At 49.0% G+C, this 19370-nt stretch carries 19 protein-coding genes, 1 tRNA gene and 1 pseudogene; 13 read left to right on the forward strand and 8 right to left on the reverse strand.

Annotated elements, in window-relative coordinates:
• Positions 1–171 precede the first annotated feature (171 nt).
• A tRNA-Leu gene (locus tag IE099_RS11870) sits at positions 172–254 on the forward strand.
• A gap of 424 nt (positions 255–678) precedes the next feature.
• Positions 679–1806: a hypothetical protein gene (locus IE099_RS11875; RefSeq protein ID WP_189570154.1), complete on the forward strand. Its 1128-nt coding sequence runs from the start codon at positions 679–681 to the stop codon at positions 1804–1806.
• A gap of 26 nt (positions 1807–1832) precedes the next feature.
• On the opposite strand, the gene IE099_RS11880 is transcribed toward IE099_RS11875, so the two are convergent.
• Positions 1833–2858: a hypothetical protein gene (locus IE099_RS11880; protein ID WP_189570155.1), complete on the reverse strand. Its 1026-nt coding sequence runs from the start codon at positions 2856–2858 to the stop codon at positions 1833–1835.
• A gap of 108 nt (positions 2859–2966) precedes the next feature.
• Between IE099_RS11880 and IE099_RS11885 the strand changes: the two genes are divergently transcribed.
• From IE099_RS11885 to IE099_RS11930, 10 genes are all read left to right on the forward strand, one after another.
• Complete coding sequence (locus tag IE099_RS11885; protein WP_189570156.1) at positions 2967–3635, forward strand: sigma-70 family RNA polymerase sigma factor; 669 nt, start codon at positions 2967–2969, stop codon at positions 3633–3635.
• A gap of 41 nt (positions 3636–3676) precedes the next feature.
• Positions 3677–3958, forward strand: coding sequence for a hypothetical protein (locus IE099_RS11890; RefSeq protein WP_189570157.1), 282 nt, complete (start codon positions 3677–3679; stop codon positions 3956–3958).
• A 3-nt stretch (positions 3959–3961) separates the two neighbouring features.
• Entirely contained in the window at positions 3962–4297 is a 336-nt protein-coding gene (locus IE099_RS11895) for a hypothetical protein (RefSeq protein ID WP_189570158.1), read from the forward strand.
• Entirely contained in the window at positions 4287–6977 is a 2691-nt protein-coding gene (locus IE099_RS11900) for a hypothetical protein (protein WP_189570159.1), read from the forward strand. The genes IE099_RS11895 and IE099_RS11900 overlap by 11 nt, the downstream gene beginning before the upstream one ends.
• A 120-nt stretch (positions 6978–7097) precedes the next feature.
• Positions 7098–7403 carry a hypothetical protein gene (locus IE099_RS11905; RefSeq protein WP_189570160.1) on the forward strand — a complete coding sequence of 102 codons (306 nt, stop codon included), beginning with the start codon at positions 7098–7100 and terminating at the stop codon, positions 7401–7403.
• Entirely contained in the window at positions 7400–8203 is an 804-nt protein-coding gene (locus IE099_RS11910; protein WP_189570161.1) for a hypothetical protein, read from the forward strand. The genes IE099_RS11905 and IE099_RS11910 overlap by 4 nt, the downstream gene beginning before the upstream one ends.
• Entirely contained in the window at positions 8200–9264 is a 1065-nt protein-coding gene (locus IE099_RS21010; protein ID WP_189570162.1) for a type IV secretion system protein, read from the forward strand. The genes IE099_RS11910 and IE099_RS21010 overlap by 4 nt, the downstream gene beginning before the upstream one ends.
• A 3-nt stretch (positions 9265–9267) precedes the next feature.
• Positions 9268–9876, forward strand: coding sequence for a hypothetical protein (locus tag IE099_RS11920; protein WP_189570163.1), 609 nt, complete (start codon positions 9268–9270; stop codon positions 9874–9876).
• Positions 9873–10700, forward strand: a complete 828-nt coding sequence (locus IE099_RS11925; RefSeq protein WP_189570164.1) for a hypothetical protein — start codon at positions 9873–9875, stop codon at positions 10698–10700. The genes IE099_RS11920 and IE099_RS11925 overlap by 4 nt, the downstream gene beginning before the upstream one ends.
• 20 nt (positions 10701–10720) lie before the next feature.
• Positions 10721–11734, forward strand: a complete 1014-nt coding sequence (locus IE099_RS11930) for a TraB/TrbI/VirB10 family type IV secretion system protein (RefSeq protein WP_189570165.1) — start codon at positions 10721–10723, stop codon at positions 11732–11734.
• A gap of 478 nt (positions 11735–12212) precedes the next feature.
• Here the strand turns inward: IE099_RS11930 and IE099_RS11935 are convergent, their stop codons facing one another.
• The 7 genes and pseudogenes from IE099_RS11935 to IE099_RS11960 all read right to left on the reverse strand — a co-directional run bounded on the left by IE099_RS11935 (position 12213) and on the right by IE099_RS11960 (position 18941).
• The gene (locus tag IE099_RS11935; RefSeq protein WP_229809496.1) at positions 12213–13010 is read right to left on the reverse strand and encodes an NAD(P)/FAD-dependent oxidoreductase; all 798 of its coding nucleotides are present in this window, start codon (positions 13008–13010) and stop codon (positions 12213–12215) included.
• A gap of 171 nt (positions 13011–13181) precedes the next feature.
• A pseudogene (locus IE099_RS21150) lies at positions 13182–13277 on the reverse strand (FAD-dependent monooxygenase); the annotation flags it as partial.
• Positions 13278–14708, reverse strand: coding sequence for a LodA/GoxA family CTQ-dependent oxidase (locus IE099_RS11940; protein WP_189570167.1), 1431 nt, complete (start codon positions 14706–14708; stop codon positions 13278–13280).
• The gene (locus tag IE099_RS11945; RefSeq protein ID WP_189570168.1) at positions 14705–16129 is read right to left on the reverse strand and encodes a ferritin-like domain-containing protein; all 1425 of its coding nucleotides are present in this window, start codon (positions 16127–16129) and stop codon (positions 14705–14707) included. Before IE099_RS11945 ends, IE099_RS11940 begins: the two co-directional genes overlap by 4 nt.
• Positions 16130–16294: 165 nt before the next feature.
• Entirely contained in the window at positions 16295–17764 is a 1470-nt protein-coding gene (locus tag IE099_RS11950) for a type IV secretory system conjugative DNA transfer family protein (RefSeq protein WP_189570169.1), read from the reverse strand.
• Complete coding sequence (locus IE099_RS11955) at positions 17761–18207, reverse strand: hypothetical protein (RefSeq protein WP_189570170.1); 447 nt, start codon at positions 18205–18207, stop codon at positions 17761–17763. Before IE099_RS11955 ends, IE099_RS11950 begins: the two co-directional genes overlap by 4 nt.
• Positions 18207–18941 carry a nucleotide-binding protein gene (locus IE099_RS11960; protein ID WP_189570171.1) on the reverse strand — a complete coding sequence of 245 codons (735 nt, stop codon included), beginning with the start codon at positions 18939–18941 and terminating at the stop codon, positions 18207–18209. Before IE099_RS11960 ends, IE099_RS11955 begins: the two co-directional genes overlap by 1 nt.
• A gap of 123 nt (positions 18942–19064) precedes the next feature.
• Between IE099_RS11960 and IE099_RS11965 the strand changes: the two genes are divergently transcribed.
• Positions 19065–19313, forward strand: coding sequence for a type II toxin-antitoxin system Phd/YefM family antitoxin (locus tag IE099_RS11965; protein ID WP_189570172.1), 249 nt, complete (start codon positions 19065–19067; stop codon positions 19311–19313).
• The last annotated feature ends 57 nt before the right edge of the window (positions 19314–19370 follow it).

Genomic DNA, 19370 nt, shown 5'->3' on the forward strand with positions numbered 1-19370 from the left:
ATCAAGTGGCAGCGTGAAAGGGCCGGAGGGCCGGAGGGGCGGGGGGAGGGCGAGAGTTCCCTATATTCGGCGACGGCAGGTGCCTCATTCAGTAAATTCTTGGGACCCCCCGATGATTTCAGGTTGATTCGTGGGCGTAATCATGATTCTTTCCCCGCCTACCTGCAACGTGCGCACGTGGCGGAATTGGTAGACGCGCTGTCTTCAGGCGGCAGTGCCCTTTGGGCGTGGAGGTTCGACTCCTCTCGTGCGCACTTTATCTTCAATGGGTTACGAATATTTCGCCTTCGAAATTGGCGAGTGACAACACCAAGTGACAACACCCCTTCCCTCGAAGAGCTGTTAGATTTGCCCTGAGGTCGAACCTCTACGCTTGAGGTTCGAGGTTTCAGCTCGAAAAAGCCCGCTTAAGATTACGTGGAAGATTCGCAATTTTCAGGTGTTTATCAGCAGATTGAGCCGCTCACAATCCGGCTCCCGAGAAGCGGCGAGCGTTGCCCTTGGACTGGCTTGACTCGCTCTGCTCTCAATGAGCTAATTTTGCCATGTAAAGCCAATGGGTATTCACCTCCCGTCAAATCCAAAGTCATTAAAGCTGCTGGGCGCTCAAGAGGAATTCGTCTGGTGAGTTTTCAAAGCTTGAAATCCTATCTGGGTTGCTAACATTCGTTGGAAAGAATGAAGCTACCTCCTCCCTCGGCAGCGTTCCTCGATTATGCCGAGGATCATGGCCCTGTCGTAACGGAGTTCGATCAATTCACACAGGTGATTTCTCTTCCTGCTTTGATTGCAGCATCAGGTCGGGCGAGGAGTTTTAAGGAGCATGTGAATAGCCGTGGTAAGGAATTCTTATCTGCCGGATGCCACTATATTGAAAACAATGTAACCGACGCACAGGCGGCCCAGAGTGATGAGGGATTCTGCTTCACTATTTTTGATGTCGTTCCTTTTCAGCTCATCGATATTTTTTCTTTGGCTCTCTCTGCGCCGTCCTTCTTTGCGGAGATCGGTGACTCAAAGCTCGAGGATTTGGGGAGAGTGCGTGCTCGCGAGAAACCTGCGGGTTATGGATTTTTTCGGAAGAACCCTGAGGAAGCTCTTCTCGTTCGTTCGGAGCTCGCTTACCCACTTTGTCCCGTTCGAGAAGAGGCTGCACTCTATTTCACAGGATTAGCGTTGGATGCCATTTGGTCGCACGAGCTGTCTCATGCATTTATGGGGCATCTCGATTATGCTTCCGAAAATCTGGGAGTCCGAGCACTCAACGAGCTTCCAGATGAGAACGGTAGTCTTCGACAAATGCCTTTGGAGGCTGAGGCGGATCGGTTTTCGGCACAGACTATTTTACAAGGGTCTTTTGGATCGACTCCCTATTTACCTCTCAATTTGCGAGGGTTGCCAGTTGAGAGTCGTGTGAAGGCGGCGTTCGTAACCTCAGCGGTACTCACTTGGTTTTGGGCCTATTTGCAGCGTATTGACCGGACTTTTGATGGTTTCGACCCTTACGAAAGGGGAGGTCACCCTCCTCCGCTCGCACGTTTGCATCTCGCCTTCGAAGGGAACCGTGATTTTCTGAAGTTACTAGGTTGGAAGACAAGCTCCATCGAAGAACTTACTTTGCAGGCCATGCAGGAGCTAGAGAATCTAGCTTCGTCTAAGGATTGGTTTGCCATTTTGCATCCAGAGACAGTTTTCTCCGAGAAGGGCCGCCAATTTAACAAAGACATTAAAGAAATCATGGGACATGAATTTCGGCAGATGCATCAGGAGCTTGAGACTTACCGTTACCAACCAAAGGATAAGTGAATGGGCTATCGTGTTGTAGATGCTTTCTAACCGTGATTCGGGATATCAAAGAACCAGACTTTCTTGGCTAAGCCATCAAGGTCACGGGCTAGGCTTTCTTCCCACGTTCTTCGGGGTGTGGGAGCACGAACGTTAAGTGATGTGATTTTTTTGAGGCGTTCCGGTTTGTAGGAGTTCATCGACAAGATCTGTTTGGGGAATGCTTGTTTGCGAGAACTCAACTTGTCTTCTAGCAAGCTCATTATTTCTTCTCTGTCGTCTTTGAGGTAGGCCTTGTCCCGAATTGCTACGAAGCAGGTATCGATACCAGGTCCACGATCTACTTCAACGTAGCCTTCTTCGGGAATGGTGATGACTTTTTTTCCTGCATCCAAATTATGGCCCGAGCTTGGGTTCTTTAATTTGAGAGAGTTCACAGGGTAGAGTTCAACTGGCTTTTTACCGAGACAAGTTAGCCAAGCGACAAAAAGGTGTTCGTCCTCCTTGCAATGCATCTCGATTTGCAGGGCTTCTCCTTCTTCGATACTACCCTTCCTTTGCAGGCTTGAGATAATGTCCCAAGGAGTGATGAGGCGGATTTCAAATCCGGCTCTCATTTGCTGTTCGTGGCGTTGTAAAAACTGCTCAGTAATTTCCTTGAGAACCTGTTCTAACTCTTCCTTCTTGCCTTTGGGGGGCAGAAAATGAATTTCAATATGCTCTGCGAATTTGACCGATTTTTCACGTTGGATTTTGTATTCGATGAGGGCTTCATGAAAGCCTTTTGGACCAAAGAGTGTTTTGAACCACTTGTTACCCTTTCCGTTCCAGAGCGGGCTGAGCAAATCCGTGACTTGCCTCGCAATGGTTGCGGCTTCTTGATTGGGTTTGTCGAGGTAAGTGGCCACGGCAAGAAGGCAAAGTGCGTTAATGCCAGCTGTCCCATTTCGGGGCAGTGCTGAGTCCGAGAGGTCAATAGGAAGTAGACCGCTTCTATCGTAGCCGATACTTTCGAAGAGCCACCCTTCTTCAAAGCGGTCCTTTGCGATCTTAATTTGCAAAATTTTCTTCATCTAATACGTCCTGTGTTTCTCTCTAAGAAGTCTACGGGAAGTTCACCGGAAGTCTAGGGTGAGGTCGTGTTACGGAGTCTGAGCAGTCTCGACAGGCTCTCCGTTGCAATGAAGAAAACAACTGGAGACGGAAACAATGTTGCTGAAGAAGAGGAAAAGGGGCTTCCTGTGGATGATGCGTTTTGGATTTATTTCACAGACGAAGAGAGCCAGAGTTTTCTCAGAAATTTCCTGCGGAAGACTTTCCCTAGACTCACTGAGGAGGACATCGAAGACGTTGTAGCTGACATCAAGCTAAAGTATGCGAAGTCAGGGGCGAGGCGTCATGAGGTGCTCGGCTTTTCTGTGCTGGCGTGTCTTGCTCGGAGGGCGGCTATCGATTATGTGCGTCGTCTTAACCGGAAGAGAGCTGGAGGAGGAGTTTTCCACGACTCAATCGAGGATTCTGAGGGGATTCTCAACTTGGCGGCAGATCCAATTGTGGACCAAAACCGTTTAGATCGATTGGAGGAGTTCTCGAACCTCTTGGGGTTGGCCAAGCCTCAGTGTAACGGAAAACCGCTGATGGTTGTGAATGCTCTTCAGCGATGGCTCCAAGGAGGTTGTTCGTCTGATTATTGGACTGATTTTTTGCTTCCTGAAGAAGTGGAAGAATTCATGAAGCTGAAGAAGGGGGTGAGTCTTGCCGGTAAGGCTTCGCCTGCTTTTTGCGCAGTGAAGAAGATTCTTCGAGAAATTTTGGAGAAGAAGGGGATGAGCGAGGATTCAGCCGCTTAGGAGAGTATGGGCCTGTATTGATGGCCTGAGAATAGAATACTATGAATACAATAATTGAATTATTCTTTGACCCTAGCTTAGCGCTTTTGGCGCAGGCGCAGGCGGAGTTGGAGACTGGACTGGGTGGAGTTCTTCGCCTGTTGAGAATGGTTAGCTATCTGTTGTCAGTAATGGCGCTCATTATAGGCGGTATTATGTTTGGAACGGGCAGGACTGAAGCAGCACTGTTCGGAGTAACAGCATCAGGGATTTTGGCTCTGGCTCCAAGCATCGTGAACTTTGCTTTTTCTGAAACAGACGGAGAACTCGCAATTCCTGACTAGGAGATGAAAAGCTCGATTCAAGTTCACCCGGTCATTTCGGGTGAGAGCCAAGGCCCCACTGCGTGGGGCCTTTCTGTTCGACAGACCTTTGTTTTCGGTGGCTCCGTTGCCGTCGGGTTTGTCGCCTACTCGCTTCTCGCGAAGCTGGGTGTTGGGAGCATGATTGCTCTCATTGTCGCGGGTCTATTCCCGCTGATTGTCTTCCTCTACTTCCTAACCTTGGTGGTGAGGAAGCCTGCCACTTACGCCCGAAATTGGCGGGAGTGGCAACATCTTCGGCTTTCTCAAAAGCCACTTCTTGAAATTCAAATTCATACGCAGAAAAATCATGAAATTTAACGACGGTATCATCAGCAATAATCTGATAATTTTTAGAAATGGACGCGCTCTTGCGGATGTGAGCTGCGGGTTCTCAATTGTAAGTCCGGCTTTGCAGAATGCGCCGCTTTCGTTTTTGGCACAACTGGAAGCTGAAGAGCGGGTTTTCTTGCAAAACTTAGCTCCCACTGAACGTTTGCAACTTCGGTGGTGGCAGGATGGGGATTTTAGCGAGCCCCTTAAGAGCTACTACGAAGACACTGAAAGGTTTGCCGATAGTGAGTGGAGTCGGCATCAGCGCAATGCCAAGTTTGTCTTCAACACCGAGCTTCAGGAAGACGGAAGACTTCGTAGTGAGAGAGTTTCTCTTTTTCTTTTGAAAAAGAATGTCGAGTTGGGACGAGCTGATAAAGACCAAATGGCTTCCTTGGAGACTGTTGGAAATAGCTTCCAGCTTCATGAGCGTTCTCTTCGGGACATGGTGAAACGACTGGGTGGAGAGTCAGCGAGGTTGAGTAATAGTGAGCTTTTTGAAGAGAGCTATCGACACTTCAATCCCTTGGCAAAGCCGCCCTCCTCCGACTTCTTCGAGAAGAGTCTACGTCCTGAATCGTCAGTTTTAGAAAACTGCTTGGACGGTGATCTTGTCTCCGTTTCAGGGCAGCCTCATTGCTTCTACAATAGCGGCTGCTTTCATGGCTACTTGGCACTTTCAGCTCCACCCTTAAATACGTTTAGCGGACTCATTGCTCAGCTCACCAGTCTATCCGAGCGGAAGTTTGCTCTTGTGGTGAACATTGAGGCTTTGGACGTAGCCAAGGAGATTGAGAAGGCGGAGTCATCAGTAACCAAGTTGCGGCGGGCGGCTCGTAGTCATCCAAAGGCGACCATGCTGCAACAGATCGAGAAAGCAGAACAGCGGGTACGGAGACTGACTTCACGTGAGCAGTTTCCTATGAAGGTTCAAGTGCTCATTCACGTTTGGGCTGAATCCGCTGAGGAGTTGCAGCACAAGTTGGCTTCCTTACGGGTGGGTTGTCAGTTGATGCAAGGAGCCAAGGCCTACGAAGTGGCACTGCCTACCATGAATCGAAACCTTCATCTTGCCGCGATGCCGGGAGCATCCTTTAGAGATGATTCCTTTTGGTTAAAGGTTGGCGACCACAATGTGGCTAACCTACTTCCTTTTGTGGGAGACTCGGCGGATTCGTTGAAGGGTGCTCATGCTCTCTATCATGGCTGGCAGGGGAATCTAGTCGGGGTAAAAATCTTCAAAGGTGAGCCGGGACATGAATCTCCACAGCTCGCGACTACAACCGGCAAGGCTGGCGGAGGAAAGTCAGCTTTTCTTGTTGACGCTCTCACTCAGACCGCTCCTCATATTGACTTTGGAGTCATCATCGATGAAGGGAATTCGCATGGAGCGTTTCTTGAGGTGAATTCCAACCGTGCGAGTCGGACCTTCACCGTTGATGTCAATGGTGGAGAAAGTTTGAATTATCTTTCGACCGGTGGTCTTCCCTTGTCTCCCTTCCATCTCACTGATGTGGTGAGCATTGCCAGGTGCATGGCGGGGGAGCGTCAGGATGAAGATGCTAACAACCGTAGACATGCAGTTCTGGGTCGCGTGTTTCATGAGTTTTACCGAAGTTGGTTTGAACGCTGGAAGGCGAATCATCCAAAGAAGATGGTTGAGCTTATCCAAGCCTTGGCAGCGATTCGTTGCTATCAGAGGCTTTTTAAGAAGGATGAGGCCTTGGCTGAGTCTTGGAGTGATTTTAAAGAATGGCAAAAGAGCGAGCCAGAGGAAATCGGTTTAGATTCTGAGGACTCTCGTATTCAGTTGAAGAAGCTCTCAGAGAACCCTGATGATCCTGAGTTGGTGTTTATCGCCTATGCTTTTATGGAGCGTGAGGAGTATCCGGTTCATTCTGATTTCCATGATTTTTTGGAGGAATATGAAAAGTGGGCAGAAAGGGATCGTGATGAGGTGACCGCTCTAGTCACTCTGCTAGAACCTTGGAGAGCAGATCGGGGAACCAGAGGTCGACTTTTCGATGGCCATAGCACCATCGATTTTTCGGCCAAGTATGTTCATATTGAACTTGGGCGAATGCAGGATGCGGACCCGACTCTCAAGGCCCTCGTTTCTCGGGTCGTATCGGGAACAATCCGAAATGAAATCATGCGTCGTTCTCGTGCGGAGAAGAAGCTGCTCATCATCGAAGAGCTGGGAGCCTTTCTCACCATTAAGGGTGGCAAGGAGTTGGTTCAGGATATGTATCAGCGGATGCGGAAGCACAACACTTGGGTTTGTTCCGTTATTCAGCAGATCAGTTCCTTGCCTCTCGACTTAGCTCGCAGTGTGGTGGGAAATTGTCGTCAGGCTTATCTTTTCCGACAAAAAGAGGAGCGTGATTTAGAAGCTCTTCAGAAAGCCTTTGATTTGCCGGATTCTATCGTCGAGTTGATGAAGCAGTTCCCCGAGCCGAGTAAGGAGAGAGGGGCACCTTTTATCTTATGGGAAGACTTAGGAGGAAAAACGCGGGCCACGCCGTGTTTCAATCATGTCAGTCCCGAGATGCTCTACGTCGCTGGCACGAGCGGAACCCACTTTGAGACGAGAAAGCAAAGGTTGGCGACTTACGAATCCGCTTTCAAAGGGGTCTTGGAGGAGACTGCGAAATTGATGGAGGAGTAGGTCTATCACGCAGGGCAATGCGTTCTTATTGAAATCCTGATTTCTGCGAGGGCAGAGGTCAGGATTTCTCGCTTTTAGGACTAGAGGTGGGCGAAGCCCGCTCAAACAGAACTCAGAAATATGAAATCGAAATTATTGTCATTGTTGGGGGCTGCTCTGCTACCGCTGATGCTTCCGAGTTGTTCCTTGTTAGGGATTCCGACCATGAACGACTTGAAGCGTGTCGAACAGTCCTCGTTTCAAAGAGGTCAACAAGCAGGCCGTGCCACAGAAGTCCGGCGCGCCTATCACCAAGCGCAGTTGGAAAAAGAGCGCCCTGAACCACCTGTTCCCACGCGCTACTACGAAGTGGATGTTCCAGCACATACAGCCAGTGATGGAGTGAAAATCGAGGCCCACAAACTCACCCTTGCTGTTGTTCGATGAAAGCGATTTTCTTTATTCTATTTTATCTCTTTTGGTTTGGCGTAGTTCCCACCGTCAACGCTGCTATTTCAGTAGTTGATGTCGGGTTGATTCAGACAAACTTGTTCAATGCGAAGCGAGATTTAGCGGAGCAAATCCTCCAAGGACAGAGAGCCTTGGAGCAGATTCAGCACCTTCGTTCACAGATTGAACAGGTCGACGATTACCTCGACCGTTTTGGTGATCCTGAGTCGATCACGATTGAAGTCTTCAATGAGGTGGTCGGCTTTCTTAAGGAGATCGAACTCGCTAAGACGACTGCTGAAATTCAGAAAGGAGCGACCGAGGATGAGGTTTTTCAATCTCAAGGCTCCTCGCCCTACTCTGAGGTCTCAACCGAAATCGTTGTTGATGGTGAAAGTGTTTCTTCTCGAGATGCCAGGGTCTTTGCTCCTGAGGTCGCTGCGAGGCGTGCCTTTGCTCACTATCATTCAGTTCAGGAATCTGTCCTGCAACGTCGTGAAAAGTTAAAGGCAGAACTTGAGCGGAATCTTCAACAGGTCAAACAGGCGGCGACTTCCAGTGAGGTGCAGAAGCTCGATATCATCACGCGTAACCTTGAAGCTCAGTTGGCTCTTGTAGACCGTGAACTTCAGTTTGCTTCCAATGAAGTTCTCATCCAGTTCCATCGGAACGAAGTCGAAGCACAGGTTCAGGCGAAAGCCCGTGTGCAAGAAGAGCGGGCTCGTCACCGAGTGGCCGAGCAACGTAATGCTCAACTCTATCAGCTTCCTAACTCTCCAATTTATTTCAAGCGATGACTCCAGATTTCACACAGCTCAATGGTCTCTTTGAGACCATGCAAGTTGAGGCTAACCAACTCTATTCGGTAATGACCGGAGTTGCTATTTTACTCATTTTGGGAAGTCTCATCGCGAGGGCTTCTCAAGCGGAGAGCAATCCAGCTCAATTAGTGCGCTCTATTTTAGCAGTAGGCTTAGTCTCCTTCAGTATTCACTCCTTTCCTGATTGGGTAAATCAAGCTCAGTCTCTTGCTCAGGGGTGGGTGGAGGAGTTGGATGCAGATCCCTCGCAAACTCATCAAAAGTTTTCAGCTCTTCTTTCTGGAGCAGCCAAAGGCGACGAACGTCCCGGAATTTGGGATGTCTTGTGGTCTCGAGACGGTGGTTTAGGGCATGCGGTCCTCTATGCCATTGTTCTCCTCGCGGCCAATCTCGCCATGGTCGTGATGTGGATTCTCGCCTTCGTGCAGCAATTCATGGTGCTACTGCAAACTTCCTTGGCTCCTCCATTTTTGGCGATGTTCCTCATTGGTGCTCTTTCTTCTAGAGCGTGGGGATATCTACTCAATTTGGTTTCGGTCACTCTCATCCCTCTTGGATGGGCTATCATGCATATTGTTACTGTTGGATTGATGGGATGGGCCGAGGCAAACCAAGTTTACACGGTCGAGAATGGTTCGGTCGTTGTTGGAGCGCAGACCGTCTTTTTCATTTTGTTGATAAGCGTCTGGATTGTGATCGGAACGATTGGGGCTCCGTGGATGATTTTCAAACTTCTCACAAACGGCGCTAATGTTGGCGCGACGCTTTTGTCTCAGGCAGGAATGGCCATTGGTGGGGGAGTGGGGGGCGCAGTTTCCGCTGGAGCAACGGCTCATCTCACTGGTGGTTCGGCCGCAGCGGTCGGCACTGCCGGAGTTCTTGGCGGCGCAGCCGGGGCTCTCACCGGAGCTGCCGGAGGGTCTTCAGTCGTGATGCCCGCTCTTGTTGGTGCCGGAGCCAGTTTAGCCATGCCCTCCTCTGCTTCCACTGGCGAGGGTGTGAATGCCAAAGCCCAAGAAATCGCAAAGAAAGGATAAATGATGAACAATTCAACTAACCCCGCTATCGCCGGACTTTTGACTCAGAACCGAGGAGGAAAAATCTGGCCCATACTCTACTTCACGACTCTCGTCGTATTCGCGACGCTTCAAGTCATCCAACAGAAAGCCTTCGAGCGCAAACAGCGCTTTATCGTTGTGGATGACCAAGCCTACTATGTGGTTAAGGAAGTCGGCTTCGCTGAGGCCAAGACCATGCACCTTGACCAGGCCGAGCTGGCTTCTTTGTCGCTCTTGAATCGGAATCCTTCCGGTTTTGATTCTGAGCGTCGTCTTAAGTATCTCTTCAACAAGCCTTGCTTTGAAAAAGCGGTCACGCTTGCGAAACATGATGCTGGTGCCTTTGAGGAAAAGTCCCTTCATCAGAAGGCCGAGATTCTTGAGACCAAAATTCAGAAGATGAGCGGTCGCTCGGTGCAAGTTCTCGTGAATGGACAATTGATCCGCACCGGGATTTTTGAGCGAGAGGTTTTCAACGAGGTTCTTCGCTTTCAATTACGGATGACCTTTGTTGCCAATCCTTCTCTTGTGGAAAATGGACGTTTTCCAACCGTCGTCACCGACTTTGACCTCCAAGTAGACCCCTCATGAAACTTCTTTCGAAAAGCGCTCTCGTCGCTCTAGCTTTCCCTTTGATGGGGGAGCCCTTGCCTCCTATCGAAGCGAAATTAGATGCACATAATATTCTGCAAATTCCTATTCACCCAGAAGTGCAAACCTTGTTGTTTTTTCCTGAGCCCGTGGCGATGGCGACTGGCGAAGGAGTCACGAGCGGAGCCAAAGATGGTCAGGTTTATGTTCAGCCAGCCGAGGATGAGCGTGTGCTCATTGTGAAGCCACTCAAGGCAGAGGCCGAAGTCCTCATGCATGTTCTCGTGGGCGGCGAAGCTTATGTCTTTCGTCTTAAAGAGAGCAACCGCCCGGCCAGTGTGGTGAAGTTCGCGGGCAAGGTGAAGTTCTCCCCAGCCCGCGAGGTCTCGCGAGCACACTTGGAAAAATCGGAAGGCATTCCTTCTGAAGAACGTCAGCTCCAATTGGTGCGCTTTGCTCAAAATGCAGAGGTTCTCAAAGAGCAGTTGCCCGAAGATTTTAAAAACTACGATTCACGTAATTTTAATAAAGTGCATCACGGAGGGAGCTTCTCGACACAGCTTCTCCACATCGCCCGATTTCCGAATGAACGCACCATGGTTGTCTTTGGGCTGGTCACAAACACCAGCAATCGGGCTCGGCGACCAACTCCACTCTTTCTCGAAGTCGGTGGCGTTCGGCGCTATGCGCTGCCGTCTCAATATTTGGTTCAGGACAGCTTAAAGCCAGGGGAAGAACATCGCTGCATCATGATCTTAACCGGCGAGGAAGACCAACGGCCTGCTAATCTCAGCTTGGAGAATGACTTCAAACTCGTCTTTTAAATCTCACCACAGACAAAATAATGATTTGGTATCGCGCACTCGATTTTTTCAAAACTCGCAATGGTCAGATGGTCCTCTTCGCATTGGCACTAACAGGTCTCTTTCTGGTTGCTGCAAGAGTTCACAAAGCACGGCAGCAAAAAAAGCAAGAAGAGGAATCTCACCTCCCTCGTCTGTCTCAAAATGAGTTTTGGGAAGGCAAAGAAGCAGGGGACCACTTCGGAAGGAAATTGGAATTTGAAGTGGGTGAAGTAAAGCCCATTACTCAACTTTTTCGACTTCCTCCGAAAAAGGATCAGCCTTCACCGCAGGTGAGAGTTCAAGAGTCACCAAAGCAAATTGAGGAATCCTTCATCGCTCCTCTGCCGATGATCGCTTTCCAACGTTCAGTTTCTCCGATTGCTGTCCCTGAAGAGCCTGAGGAAGAATCTCTCGCCAGTGAGTCTGGCATAGAACTTGAACCCGGTCGTCTTCTTTATTGCCAGCTTCTGGCTCCTGTTTTCTCCGGACAGGGAAATGCTCCTGTTCTCGGTCAGCTTACCCGCTCCTATGTTTCCCAAGGTCGAGTCATTTTACCAGCAGGAACAACCGTGACCGGGCAGTTGCAGGGGGCAACCGCTGAGCGACTCAATTTCAATAGTCAGTGGATCGCAACTTTACCTACGGGACGGCGAATTGATTTCTCTGCCCAGCTTCAAGAGGCCGCGCGGAACGCTTTCACGGGGGAATATGCAGTAAATGACGGTCTGGCAGGTTTGCCTGCACAGATTTCCCAACAAGATGACGAGCCAAACCGCTGGGGAGAAATAACATCGACTGTGGTCGGCGCAACAGGACGACTTGCGCAGGATAGGTTCGAGACCGAAATTGGAGAAATTGTTCCTTCGAGTGGCCGAAACACAGCTATTAAAGCTAGCACAGCGATTCTGGAGGAACTTTTCGAAAACGGTAATGGGTCAGGTGAGAAGAATGCAGCGGGTTTGGCTGTGCCAGCAGGGGAGTGGTTTTACCTCTTCATCACGTCTAGTCTGTAGTCTGAATCTCACTCAAAATTTCCCTAGAAATTTTCACCTCGTATTTATTGTTTATAAAATAGGCTACGCGCAATTCCCCCGCGCCAATCAAATTGAGCTTATAACATCCCAAAAAACAAAAAACGACTCCTGGCCTTCGAATAGGATGGAGCTGTCTTTCGACGGTTTTTCAAGCCATCAGCCTTCGAAAGACCTCTCCACCAAGGGCTGTGAGCGGTATTCTGCAAACTCGATTGACAGCTCTCGGCGATAACTCGAAAGAGTATTCCAGCCATTCATTCCGGAGCGGTTGGGCTACAACGGACAATGGCTGCAAGCGCGGGTGTCTCAATGCAAGCGATCATGAGTCAGGGAAAATTGGTCGTCAGCGACGATTATGGTGCGATACATTCGGGAGGGTTCTCGAGGGAGTAACCTATCGGTCTATAAACACATCGCTGCCGCATTTCGCTTTGTATTTTTCCCTTCTGCGGAGCCTTTAGATATGGCGTTTCCAAAATCCAGAATTTGGAAAGCGATGTGATGCTTTTCGATAAGTGTCAAGGCACAGCTGGAACTCTTGCTTGTGTGCTTGTTGAATCCAGCTTTCATAGGATTTTAAACCTTTTTCTGTATTCAGAATACTATGGAAAAGTATCGCTGCGCTTTTGATAGCCAACAAGGAACCCTGACCTGAAAGAGGATCTAGAGCCAGAGCAGCATCACCAACTGCAACTGTTCTGAGATTGATCGGGTTCTCTAGAGCTGCAAATCGTGCATCTACACCGTAGACGGAGTTCCAATCTGGGTCGGTATCAAGAATATCGCAAATAGTCTCAGATTTTCGGAGTTGCGCTGAAAGCCAGTCAGAACGTTTGCAATTTAGCGATCGAAGGGTCTGTTTATCTGTCACAAAAACCAGATCTCTCCTTTTCCCCGTTGCTGGTGACAAATACCACCAGCCGTCTTCGACGGCATCAATTAGAAGCGCTTCAGCATGTGAAGTCGCCTGAATAGGCAAGGCCAAAGCTATATTTTGACTGAAAGTAATGCGCTTGGACCGAGTGATGTAGCTAGTGGAGTGACCACGACCTGTCGCATCAATCATCCAATTACCACTATGTTTTTCGCCGTCTAAGAGTATTTCTGGACCTGAACGAGATGTCGATGGACTAAGAAGTTTTCTTTTTGAAATGGTTGCGGTAAAATTTTGAACACCAGAGCGTTCTGCCTCTATCTGAAGTGCTTGATGGAATGAGCTCCGGTTGACTGCTAGGCCATGTTGGCGATCAATCATTGTCAATTCGTTTACGTCCGCTTCTTCACCAGTCCAACTAAAGACTACTCGATCACATTGACCAATGCCAAATCCGGGTTCGCGAAAACCCAAGCCATCCAATAATGAGCGAGTGCTAGGTAGCAGCAGCTCTATTGGACCGTCCCGATCGGGGGCTGAGCGACTAAATTGAGCCACGCTGAGTCCGGCTCGTGCTAAGAGAGACCCAAGAACGGCTCCAGCCGGACCAGCACCAACTATTATAACATCCCAAAGATGTCTGCGCATTTAAGATTCTTCTAACTGTGGATCACGCTGTTGTTCGAAAATTGTTCCATCGTTACCTGCGTGTATCACACCAAGCCGCATAATTTCGTCAATTAGGCGTTCATGATCCATTGAAGGTCTTAACCAAGGTTCGAAACTTCCGTCACGCTGAGGGGCTCGGTCGGGTCTTTGGGCGGGCCACCAGTTATTGTTGCATTTAAGAAAGTCAGCCTGCCAAGGGAGTGCCATGAGAGCGGTCAAATCACCGGCTTCGAGCTTGGAGTGATCTAATCGATACTCGAACTTGGGGCTGTCTTCATATATTTCAGAAGCCAACATGTTGACTCCTGCCTCGATACCTGGGAAAAAGCCCTGCCCAATGGCTGTATCTAAAACCGCTCGAGTCATTTCATCCGATTGATTTACTTGTGGTAAATTTGCTGTATCGAAATCTCCAGAAGCCCAGAGGGCCAACGCATCATTTTGCCATTCACGGAATGTAAAATTCTGTAGAGCTTCGAACTGTCCAATAGCATCGAGAATTCGTTTAGTCTGTTGACGTAAGCCTTGCGCAGCTGGCGAAGGATCTGACAGCTGTTCCCAGTCTTCGCTAATGGCTCCCCACAATGGAGAATTGTTAACATGTTGATGACTGACTGCCCGTTCAATAATGGGGCGAATATCGGCTTCAAAATTTGGCCTTTCTGTGCGATTAATCCATCCTTCGTCTAGAGCTACCTGCTGAATGACATCGTATAATGTGACAATCGGGATGGCTGCTGGGGCGAAGTCAGGTGGGCCAATAATTACCCAAGAGGGAGATGCTGTCTCTTGGGTTCCATCTGCAAGCTCAATAATAGCCGTAACAGGGCCATCGCACGTGTCATCTATCCAGCCTGGATTGTTGTAAAAATCTTCGATGCGTTCCCCAGGTGTTCCAGCTGCTTCAGCCACTCCTTCTCCGCCAAGGACAACTAGGCGCCCTTGTGAATCAGAAAAAATCTCGCCCAATTTAATAGGGGTCTCTTGGTAATTTCCTTTGAGCTCGGCTGAAGTTGTCGTACCATCCACGTTTGCCGAAGCTTTGATTACTCTGTCGTCGCGTCCATCTGCCACCGGGATCGGCATTGAAGCGGGAAAGTCTAAGGGGGCATTTGGCCGTTCGACAGCGTCCTTCTTGTTAGTCAGAGAAACGCTCCACTTGACGATCGCTCCGGCAGGAAGTTGAGCAGGTCTAGGATCCCCCTCTTCAGGAATCTCAAACAAAGTAAATCGTGAACCTTGTCGTTTTACTTTATACTCATCGTCTTTAAATTTGGTGACTGGAGTATCTTGGCCGTCATTGTTAACCTCAATTCCAGTTAAGTCTTTAGTTTCTGGACTGAGAAAATAACTATCTGCACTATTTCCTAAGCGGGAAATACCTATTGGTGGGTAAATTGCATATTTCATATGATGTTTTCTTGTGGTTGAATTATTTCAGCCCGTTTTTGAGTGACTCCCTCAATGCTCTGCAATGGAATTGTTGCTAGGAAGTCATCGGGGAAAGTAGGGGATTGCTTAATTTCAAAAATTGCCGAAAGGCTTGTTGATTCAAGCTGTTCGTATCGTTGTAAAAATTCTGAATCAGATTGAGGCATTAATTCATTGTCGAGCCCATATGGAGGTCCCGCAAAAGAGTCGGAATTTTCACTTAGTGGAAGCTCTGATATTTTCTTTGTCAAGACCCCAATAACCTTACTCATCTGCTCCCTACAAACATCAGAGATCATAGCTTGTCTCCTAACGTCAGCAACTGGTCTGCTGATCGCATAGGCAATGTCGACAAGCATCAATTCATATTGGACATTAAAAAGTCTTGCCCAGCTAGCTGCGTATGTTGCACTTATTCTCGTAGCGTTTGGATCCTCTGGAGCCATTTGACCATTTACGAATGGTGTACGAGGCAAGTCTTTAACATCTGAAGCGCCGTTCTCTAGGAAATCTATGTATGCGGTATAGAAACGGCTAAAATGAGAGTCCGAATCATCTGCACTAGCGGGGCCTTCTCCCTGCTCTGTTATGTCATCGAGTGCTTCTATCGCTTCATTATGATTTCTGACTTTTTTAATAATAAGGTCTGCGGAAGCGGTCCACTCGTTTTCGTTGCTCACATAGCGGTCGATTGTTTGCGTATCTGCAAAATCTTCGGCTTTAAGATGATGCCCTGGCTTAAATCCCATCTCCACTGACAATGAAACTCGACCAATGGGAGCATCACTAGGTTGAAATATCCAACGGATGGCTGCATACAGAGCAAAAACTGGGTTGGGATCGATTTTATCAGCAATGAGGTCATTCTCCATCTGCTCAACCTTTTCTCGAATTGTTTGATCGAGAATTTTTTCTGGTTTTTCAACGACTGTGAATTTTGCCAGAGTAGTCTTAGACACTTTTTCCAAGGTGAATGGCAAAGGATTGAAAGAGCTTTGCCTCCTTAGAAGATCGCGTCCCAAATGAATCTGAAACGGTGTTGATGACCCTTCGCGGCCAGTGAGAGCAAGTAGAAGATTTTGTACAGTAAGCAGATGGGCCATTTCTTCAACAGCGATATCGGTAATAGTTTTTCGTAACGATCCGACAACAGAGGCAGATGCATAGAGATACTGGACCATGAGTGCGTGTTCTACTTCGGCGGCTAACATTAGTAAACCGATTGCTTCTTCCTTTGGTGTTTTGGCTCCTTCTACCGTAGGGATTCCTACGGTAGCCAATACTTGGGCAAGGTGCTCTTCGTTACCGAGGAGAAATTCATTCTCTTTGATCGTCGGGCCAAGGTCATTTAGCGCTTTGAACTGATCAGGCTGACGCCATTGAACTCTAGGTATTACCATTGCTAGAAATAATGAGTTATAAGAACGGGTAGTAAAGGAAATTTACGCAGATCTTGCCCCACCTCATTAGCGGGATGAATACTCTCGATGAACCTTGAAAGCCTCCATGAGAAAGTCGAAATCGTCATAACTTCGCATAAATAACATACGTAGCGGTGAATTTTTCTATTCAGTGAACCAACTGGGAATCGATCCACTCGGATTTCTTGGGCTCAATTTGATTTTCTGAAATCTCTTGCTGGGGTGAACGATCACTGCTTGATGAGGGGCGAGTGACTCCAACTTTGTAGGATGAATTTTGAACTCTTGCTCCCGTCGTCGCGAAGTCGTTCGGGTCCCAAACGTCTTGCTGGAAATTGTTCGTTTCCAAATCCGCTTTTTTCCAATGAAATTGGCGCTCAGAGTTGCTCCTTCGTTTTCGGCAGCTGCAAAGATAAGGCGACTGCGGAGGTTAAGAGTGAGAACTTTTCGTTTTTTTTCACCAAGAATGGGGTCGGCTGAGATTTCCGACTGCATTCCGGCGATGATGCAGGCTCCGGCTTCGCGGATGCGGTCGGCGGCTTTGTGGTCGCTGAAGCCGTCTTCGGAGGCCGTGCAGAGGTCTTGGAATTCGTCTCCGACGAGAAGGAGGAGATTGTCTTGTTGGCGTTGTTCGGCGGTTTTATCGAAGCGGCGCAGGACGTGAAGATAGAAGAGAATCTTGAGGTAGGTCTGAAGATAGCGGCGTTCGGTGGCGAGAGCTTGGGGCATTCCCACCGTAAAGATTGTTCCTCTGTCGAGAGCGGAGAGGGAAGTCGTATTGGGCTCGTCGCTTGAGAAGACCTGGGCTAAGTCGGGGTGAATGAGAAATCCCAATTGAGTTTGTAGGGTGCCGATCACTCCGTCTCGCTGTTCATGTGATTGAGTGCCGGTGAAGGTTGTTTCAAAGAAGTCGATGAGTTCATGTTCTTTCTCGGATGTGTCTCGACTCTGAAGCTCTTTGATGGCGGAGAGCGCAGCTTTGGGTGTGGTGAGGAGCTCGTAGGCACGTGTGATGGTGATTTTTTTGCCCAAGGCATCAAGTAGCTCAAAGGCATTGGCCAAAGCCAGCTGAGCCATGGGGCGAAAGAAGGCATGTTGTTTGCCTTCGGTGAGGCTGGCAACGATGTCGGATATGATCTTAGCGTGTGTTGTCCAAGAGAGGGATCGGTCGGAAAGGAGGTTGTAACGGTGAGTGGGTTTCCACTTGGTAGATGCATCTGCGGGTTTAGTTGCGAGATGAACATGGTCGGTAGCTCGCCCATGGTGAGTGAGGAGTTCTCGGATGAAATGATGTTCGGTTCCCTTGCTTCCTAGCACAAGTCCGCCCCAGTCAGGAACGTTTTGGGTGATTTGAACTAAAATGGGGTTGAGACCCGAAGTTGTCTTGCCGGATCCGGTGTCACCAGTAATGAGAAAGTGTCTGCAAAATTCCTCACGAGTCCAAGTGAGAGAACCAATACGCAGGATAACCTTGCGCTTCTTTTTCCCGATGAATTGCAGAAACCCGAGTCCTGCTCCAGCTGCTGCAGAAACCCAATGATAGGGCGGGGGAAGGTAGAGTGATCCCCCTACTCCCACGCTGGCAAAGGTGATTGCTCGGCAAAGGCGTTTCATAGCGTGAAGAAGGAGAGTCCATAGCCGACTGCTCCACCCACGAGAAGAATAGTAGCCAGGAGGAGCCTTAAGCTTGGCCAGTTCTTGCTAGGAACCACTAAGGCCTGCAAAGTCTGTTTGAGTGCGAGTTCGTGATTTTCGAACCGTTCGGAGATACGCTTGAGATCTTCGTAAGAAGGGATGCTCTCCGAAACTGCTGCTTTCACCAACTTGCTCAAGCCCTCGTGGGTTTCGTTGATGGGGTTGGCTCCTGCCAGAATTTTCGCAATCTCGTCAGGAACCTCCTTGTAGAGCAAAGTCATGAAGCCAATCGCTTCCAAGATGAGCAAAAACTCATCGTCATCAGGGACCGATTGAAAGCGAGCGACCAAGTGCAAAAATCGCTCCCGTCTTTCGACTGGAAGCAGTTCAGAGATGGACTCGAGTGTTGAAGTGTCAGCCATCAGTCTTGTGGAGGCAGTAGAATAGAAGACGCTTGTTCGAACCCTTCGTAGAGTTCGCGCTGATAACGTCTCGCTCGAACACGGTTCTTAGTGAGGCGAAGAAAGTCAGTTTTTACCTCGCCTTGAATCACCTTCTCAAGAGTGGCCGCTTGATTGCGAAGCTCGGCCTGAAACTCCTGAATCCGCGCCTGCATAGTCATGATGTGCGGAGAGAAAATTTCTTTGAATTCCGCGACCTTCGGTTCAGCGTGCCAATACTTGAAATCGGAGCGAGGATTGAGTTGCTCATTGAGCACGATGAGATATTCGACGCGGTCTTGGAGCTGTGCTCCCCAGGTGAGAATCGATTGCACGGCACCCGCGTCTTCGGTTGTCACTCCCACGGAGGTGAAGACGATGCCCTCCTCCTCGGCTTCTTCAAAGGCCTCGTCAAACCACTGGTAGGTGACCTCGCCAGCCCCTGCTCCCAAATCTGCTACCACGAGGTTCGTAGAATCCTCTCCGCAAATATCGAAGAATTCGTCCAATGCGCCCTCGCGGTGAACATCTAACTTGAGCGCCTCCGGAAAGAAGTTCTTCAAACCGCTCTTGTTCGTGTTCTCGATATCAAAATCGAGCAAGACAGGAGCGATGCCCTTTTCGTGATACCACTTGATGAGAGAATTTAGAATCTCCGTCTTCCCAACCCCGCCTTTACCTCCTTGCGTGAATACAACTCGCGTTTTTTCCTTCATGAAAATCTCCTTCTTCCTTTGGAAGCGGGAAAACACATGCGGAACCTCAGTGAGCGAAGTATTTGTCGCAATTTGACACCGAAGGACAAATCAGGCTGAATGCAGAGAGAAAGGATTTTTCAGATGAATTGGAGTCTGACAGATGCCAAGCATCACCTTGCCGAGATTGTGAGCCTTGCTCTGACACAAGGTCCGCAGCGAGTCAGTCGGGGTGAAGACACTGTTGTCGTGATGGCTTGGGATGAATACGCGAAGTTGATTGATGAGAAGCCAAGCTTCAAGTCGCTCCTCATGGATGGTCCGGATTTTGAAGGGCTGGATCTCGAGCGTAGTCAATCGACTATGAGAGAGATCGAAGGAGCAGTGAACTGAATGGAGTGATGGAAGTAGTCCTCGGAGGCGTCATTGAGAGTTGAAGGAGAAAATTTG

Source organism: Roseibacillus persicicus (assembly GCF_014651675.1).
Taxonomy (GTDB): Bacteria; Verrucomicrobiota; Verrucomicrobiia; order Verrucomicrobiales; family Akkermansiaceae; genus Roseibacillus; species Roseibacillus persicicus.

What these genes read in the sequence shown, in the direction of transcription:
- IE099_RS11875 (WP_189570154.1), top strand. Translation starts at nt 679, where the DNA reads ATGAAGCTACCTCCTCCCTCGGCAGCGTTCCTCGATTATGCCGAGGAT.
- IE099_RS11880 (WP_189570155.1), bottom strand. Translation starts at nt 2,858, where the DNA reads ATGAAGAAAATTTTGCAAATTAAGATCGCAAAGGACCGCTTTGAAGAA.
- IE099_RS11885 (WP_189570156.1), top strand. Translation starts at nt 2,967, where the DNA reads ATGAAGAAAACAACTGGAGACGGAAACAATGTTGCTGAAGAAGAGGAA.
- IE099_RS11890 (WP_189570157.1), top strand. Translation starts at nt 3,677, where the DNA reads ATGAATACAATAATTGAATTATTCTTTGACCCTAGCTTAGCGCTTTTG.
- IE099_RS11895 (WP_189570158.1), top strand. Translation starts at nt 3,962, where the DNA reads ATGAAAAGCTCGATTCAAGTTCACCCGGTCATTTCGGGTGAGAGCCAA.
- IE099_RS11900 (WP_189570159.1), top strand. Translation starts at nt 4,287, where the DNA reads ATGAAATTTAACGACGGTATCATCAGCAATAATCTGATAATTTTTAGA.
- IE099_RS11905 (WP_189570160.1), top strand. Translation starts at nt 7,098, where the DNA reads ATGAAATCGAAATTATTGTCATTGTTGGGGGCTGCTCTGCTACCGCTG.
- IE099_RS11910 (WP_189570161.1), top strand. Translation starts at nt 7,400, where the DNA reads ATGAAAGCGATTTTCTTTATTCTATTTTATCTCTTTTGGTTTGGCGTA.
- IE099_RS21010 (WP_189570162.1), top strand. Translation starts at nt 8,200, where the DNA reads ATGACTCCAGATTTCACACAGCTCAATGGTCTCTTTGAGACCATGCAA.
- IE099_RS11920 (WP_189570163.1), top strand. Translation starts at nt 9,268, where the DNA reads ATGAACAATTCAACTAACCCCGCTATCGCCGGACTTTTGACTCAGAAC.
- IE099_RS11925 (WP_189570164.1), top strand. Translation starts at nt 9,873, where the DNA reads ATGAAACTTCTTTCGAAAAGCGCTCTCGTCGCTCTAGCTTTCCCTTTG.
- IE099_RS11930 (WP_189570165.1), top strand. Translation starts at nt 10,721, where the DNA reads ATGATTTGGTATCGCGCACTCGATTTTTTCAAAACTCGCAATGGTCAG.
- IE099_RS11935 (WP_229809496.1), bottom strand. Translation starts at nt 13,010, where the DNA reads ATGATTGATCGCCAACATGGCCTAGCAGTCAACCGGAGCTCATTCCAT.
- IE099_RS11940 (WP_189570167.1), bottom strand. Translation starts at nt 14,708, where the DNA reads ATGAAATATGCAATTTACCCACCAATAGGTATTTCCCGCTTAGGAAAT.
- IE099_RS11945 (WP_189570168.1), bottom strand. Translation starts at nt 16,129, where the DNA reads ATGGTAATACCTAGAGTTCAATGGCGTCAGCCTGATCAGTTCAAAGCG.
- IE099_RS11950 (WP_189570169.1), bottom strand. Translation starts at nt 17,764, where the DNA reads ATGAAACGCCTTTGCCGAGCAATCACCTTTGCCAGCGTGGGAGTAGGG.
- IE099_RS11955 (WP_189570170.1), bottom strand. Translation starts at nt 18,207, where the DNA reads ATGGCTGACACTTCAACACTCGAGTCCATCTCTGAACTGCTTCCAGTC.
- IE099_RS11960 (WP_189570171.1), bottom strand. Translation starts at nt 18,941, where the DNA reads ATGAAGGAAAAAACGCGAGTTGTATTCACGCAAGGAGGTAAAGGCGGG.
- IE099_RS11965 (WP_189570172.1), top strand. Translation starts at nt 19,065, where the DNA reads ATGAATTGGAGTCTGACAGATGCCAAGCATCACCTTGCCGAGATTGTG.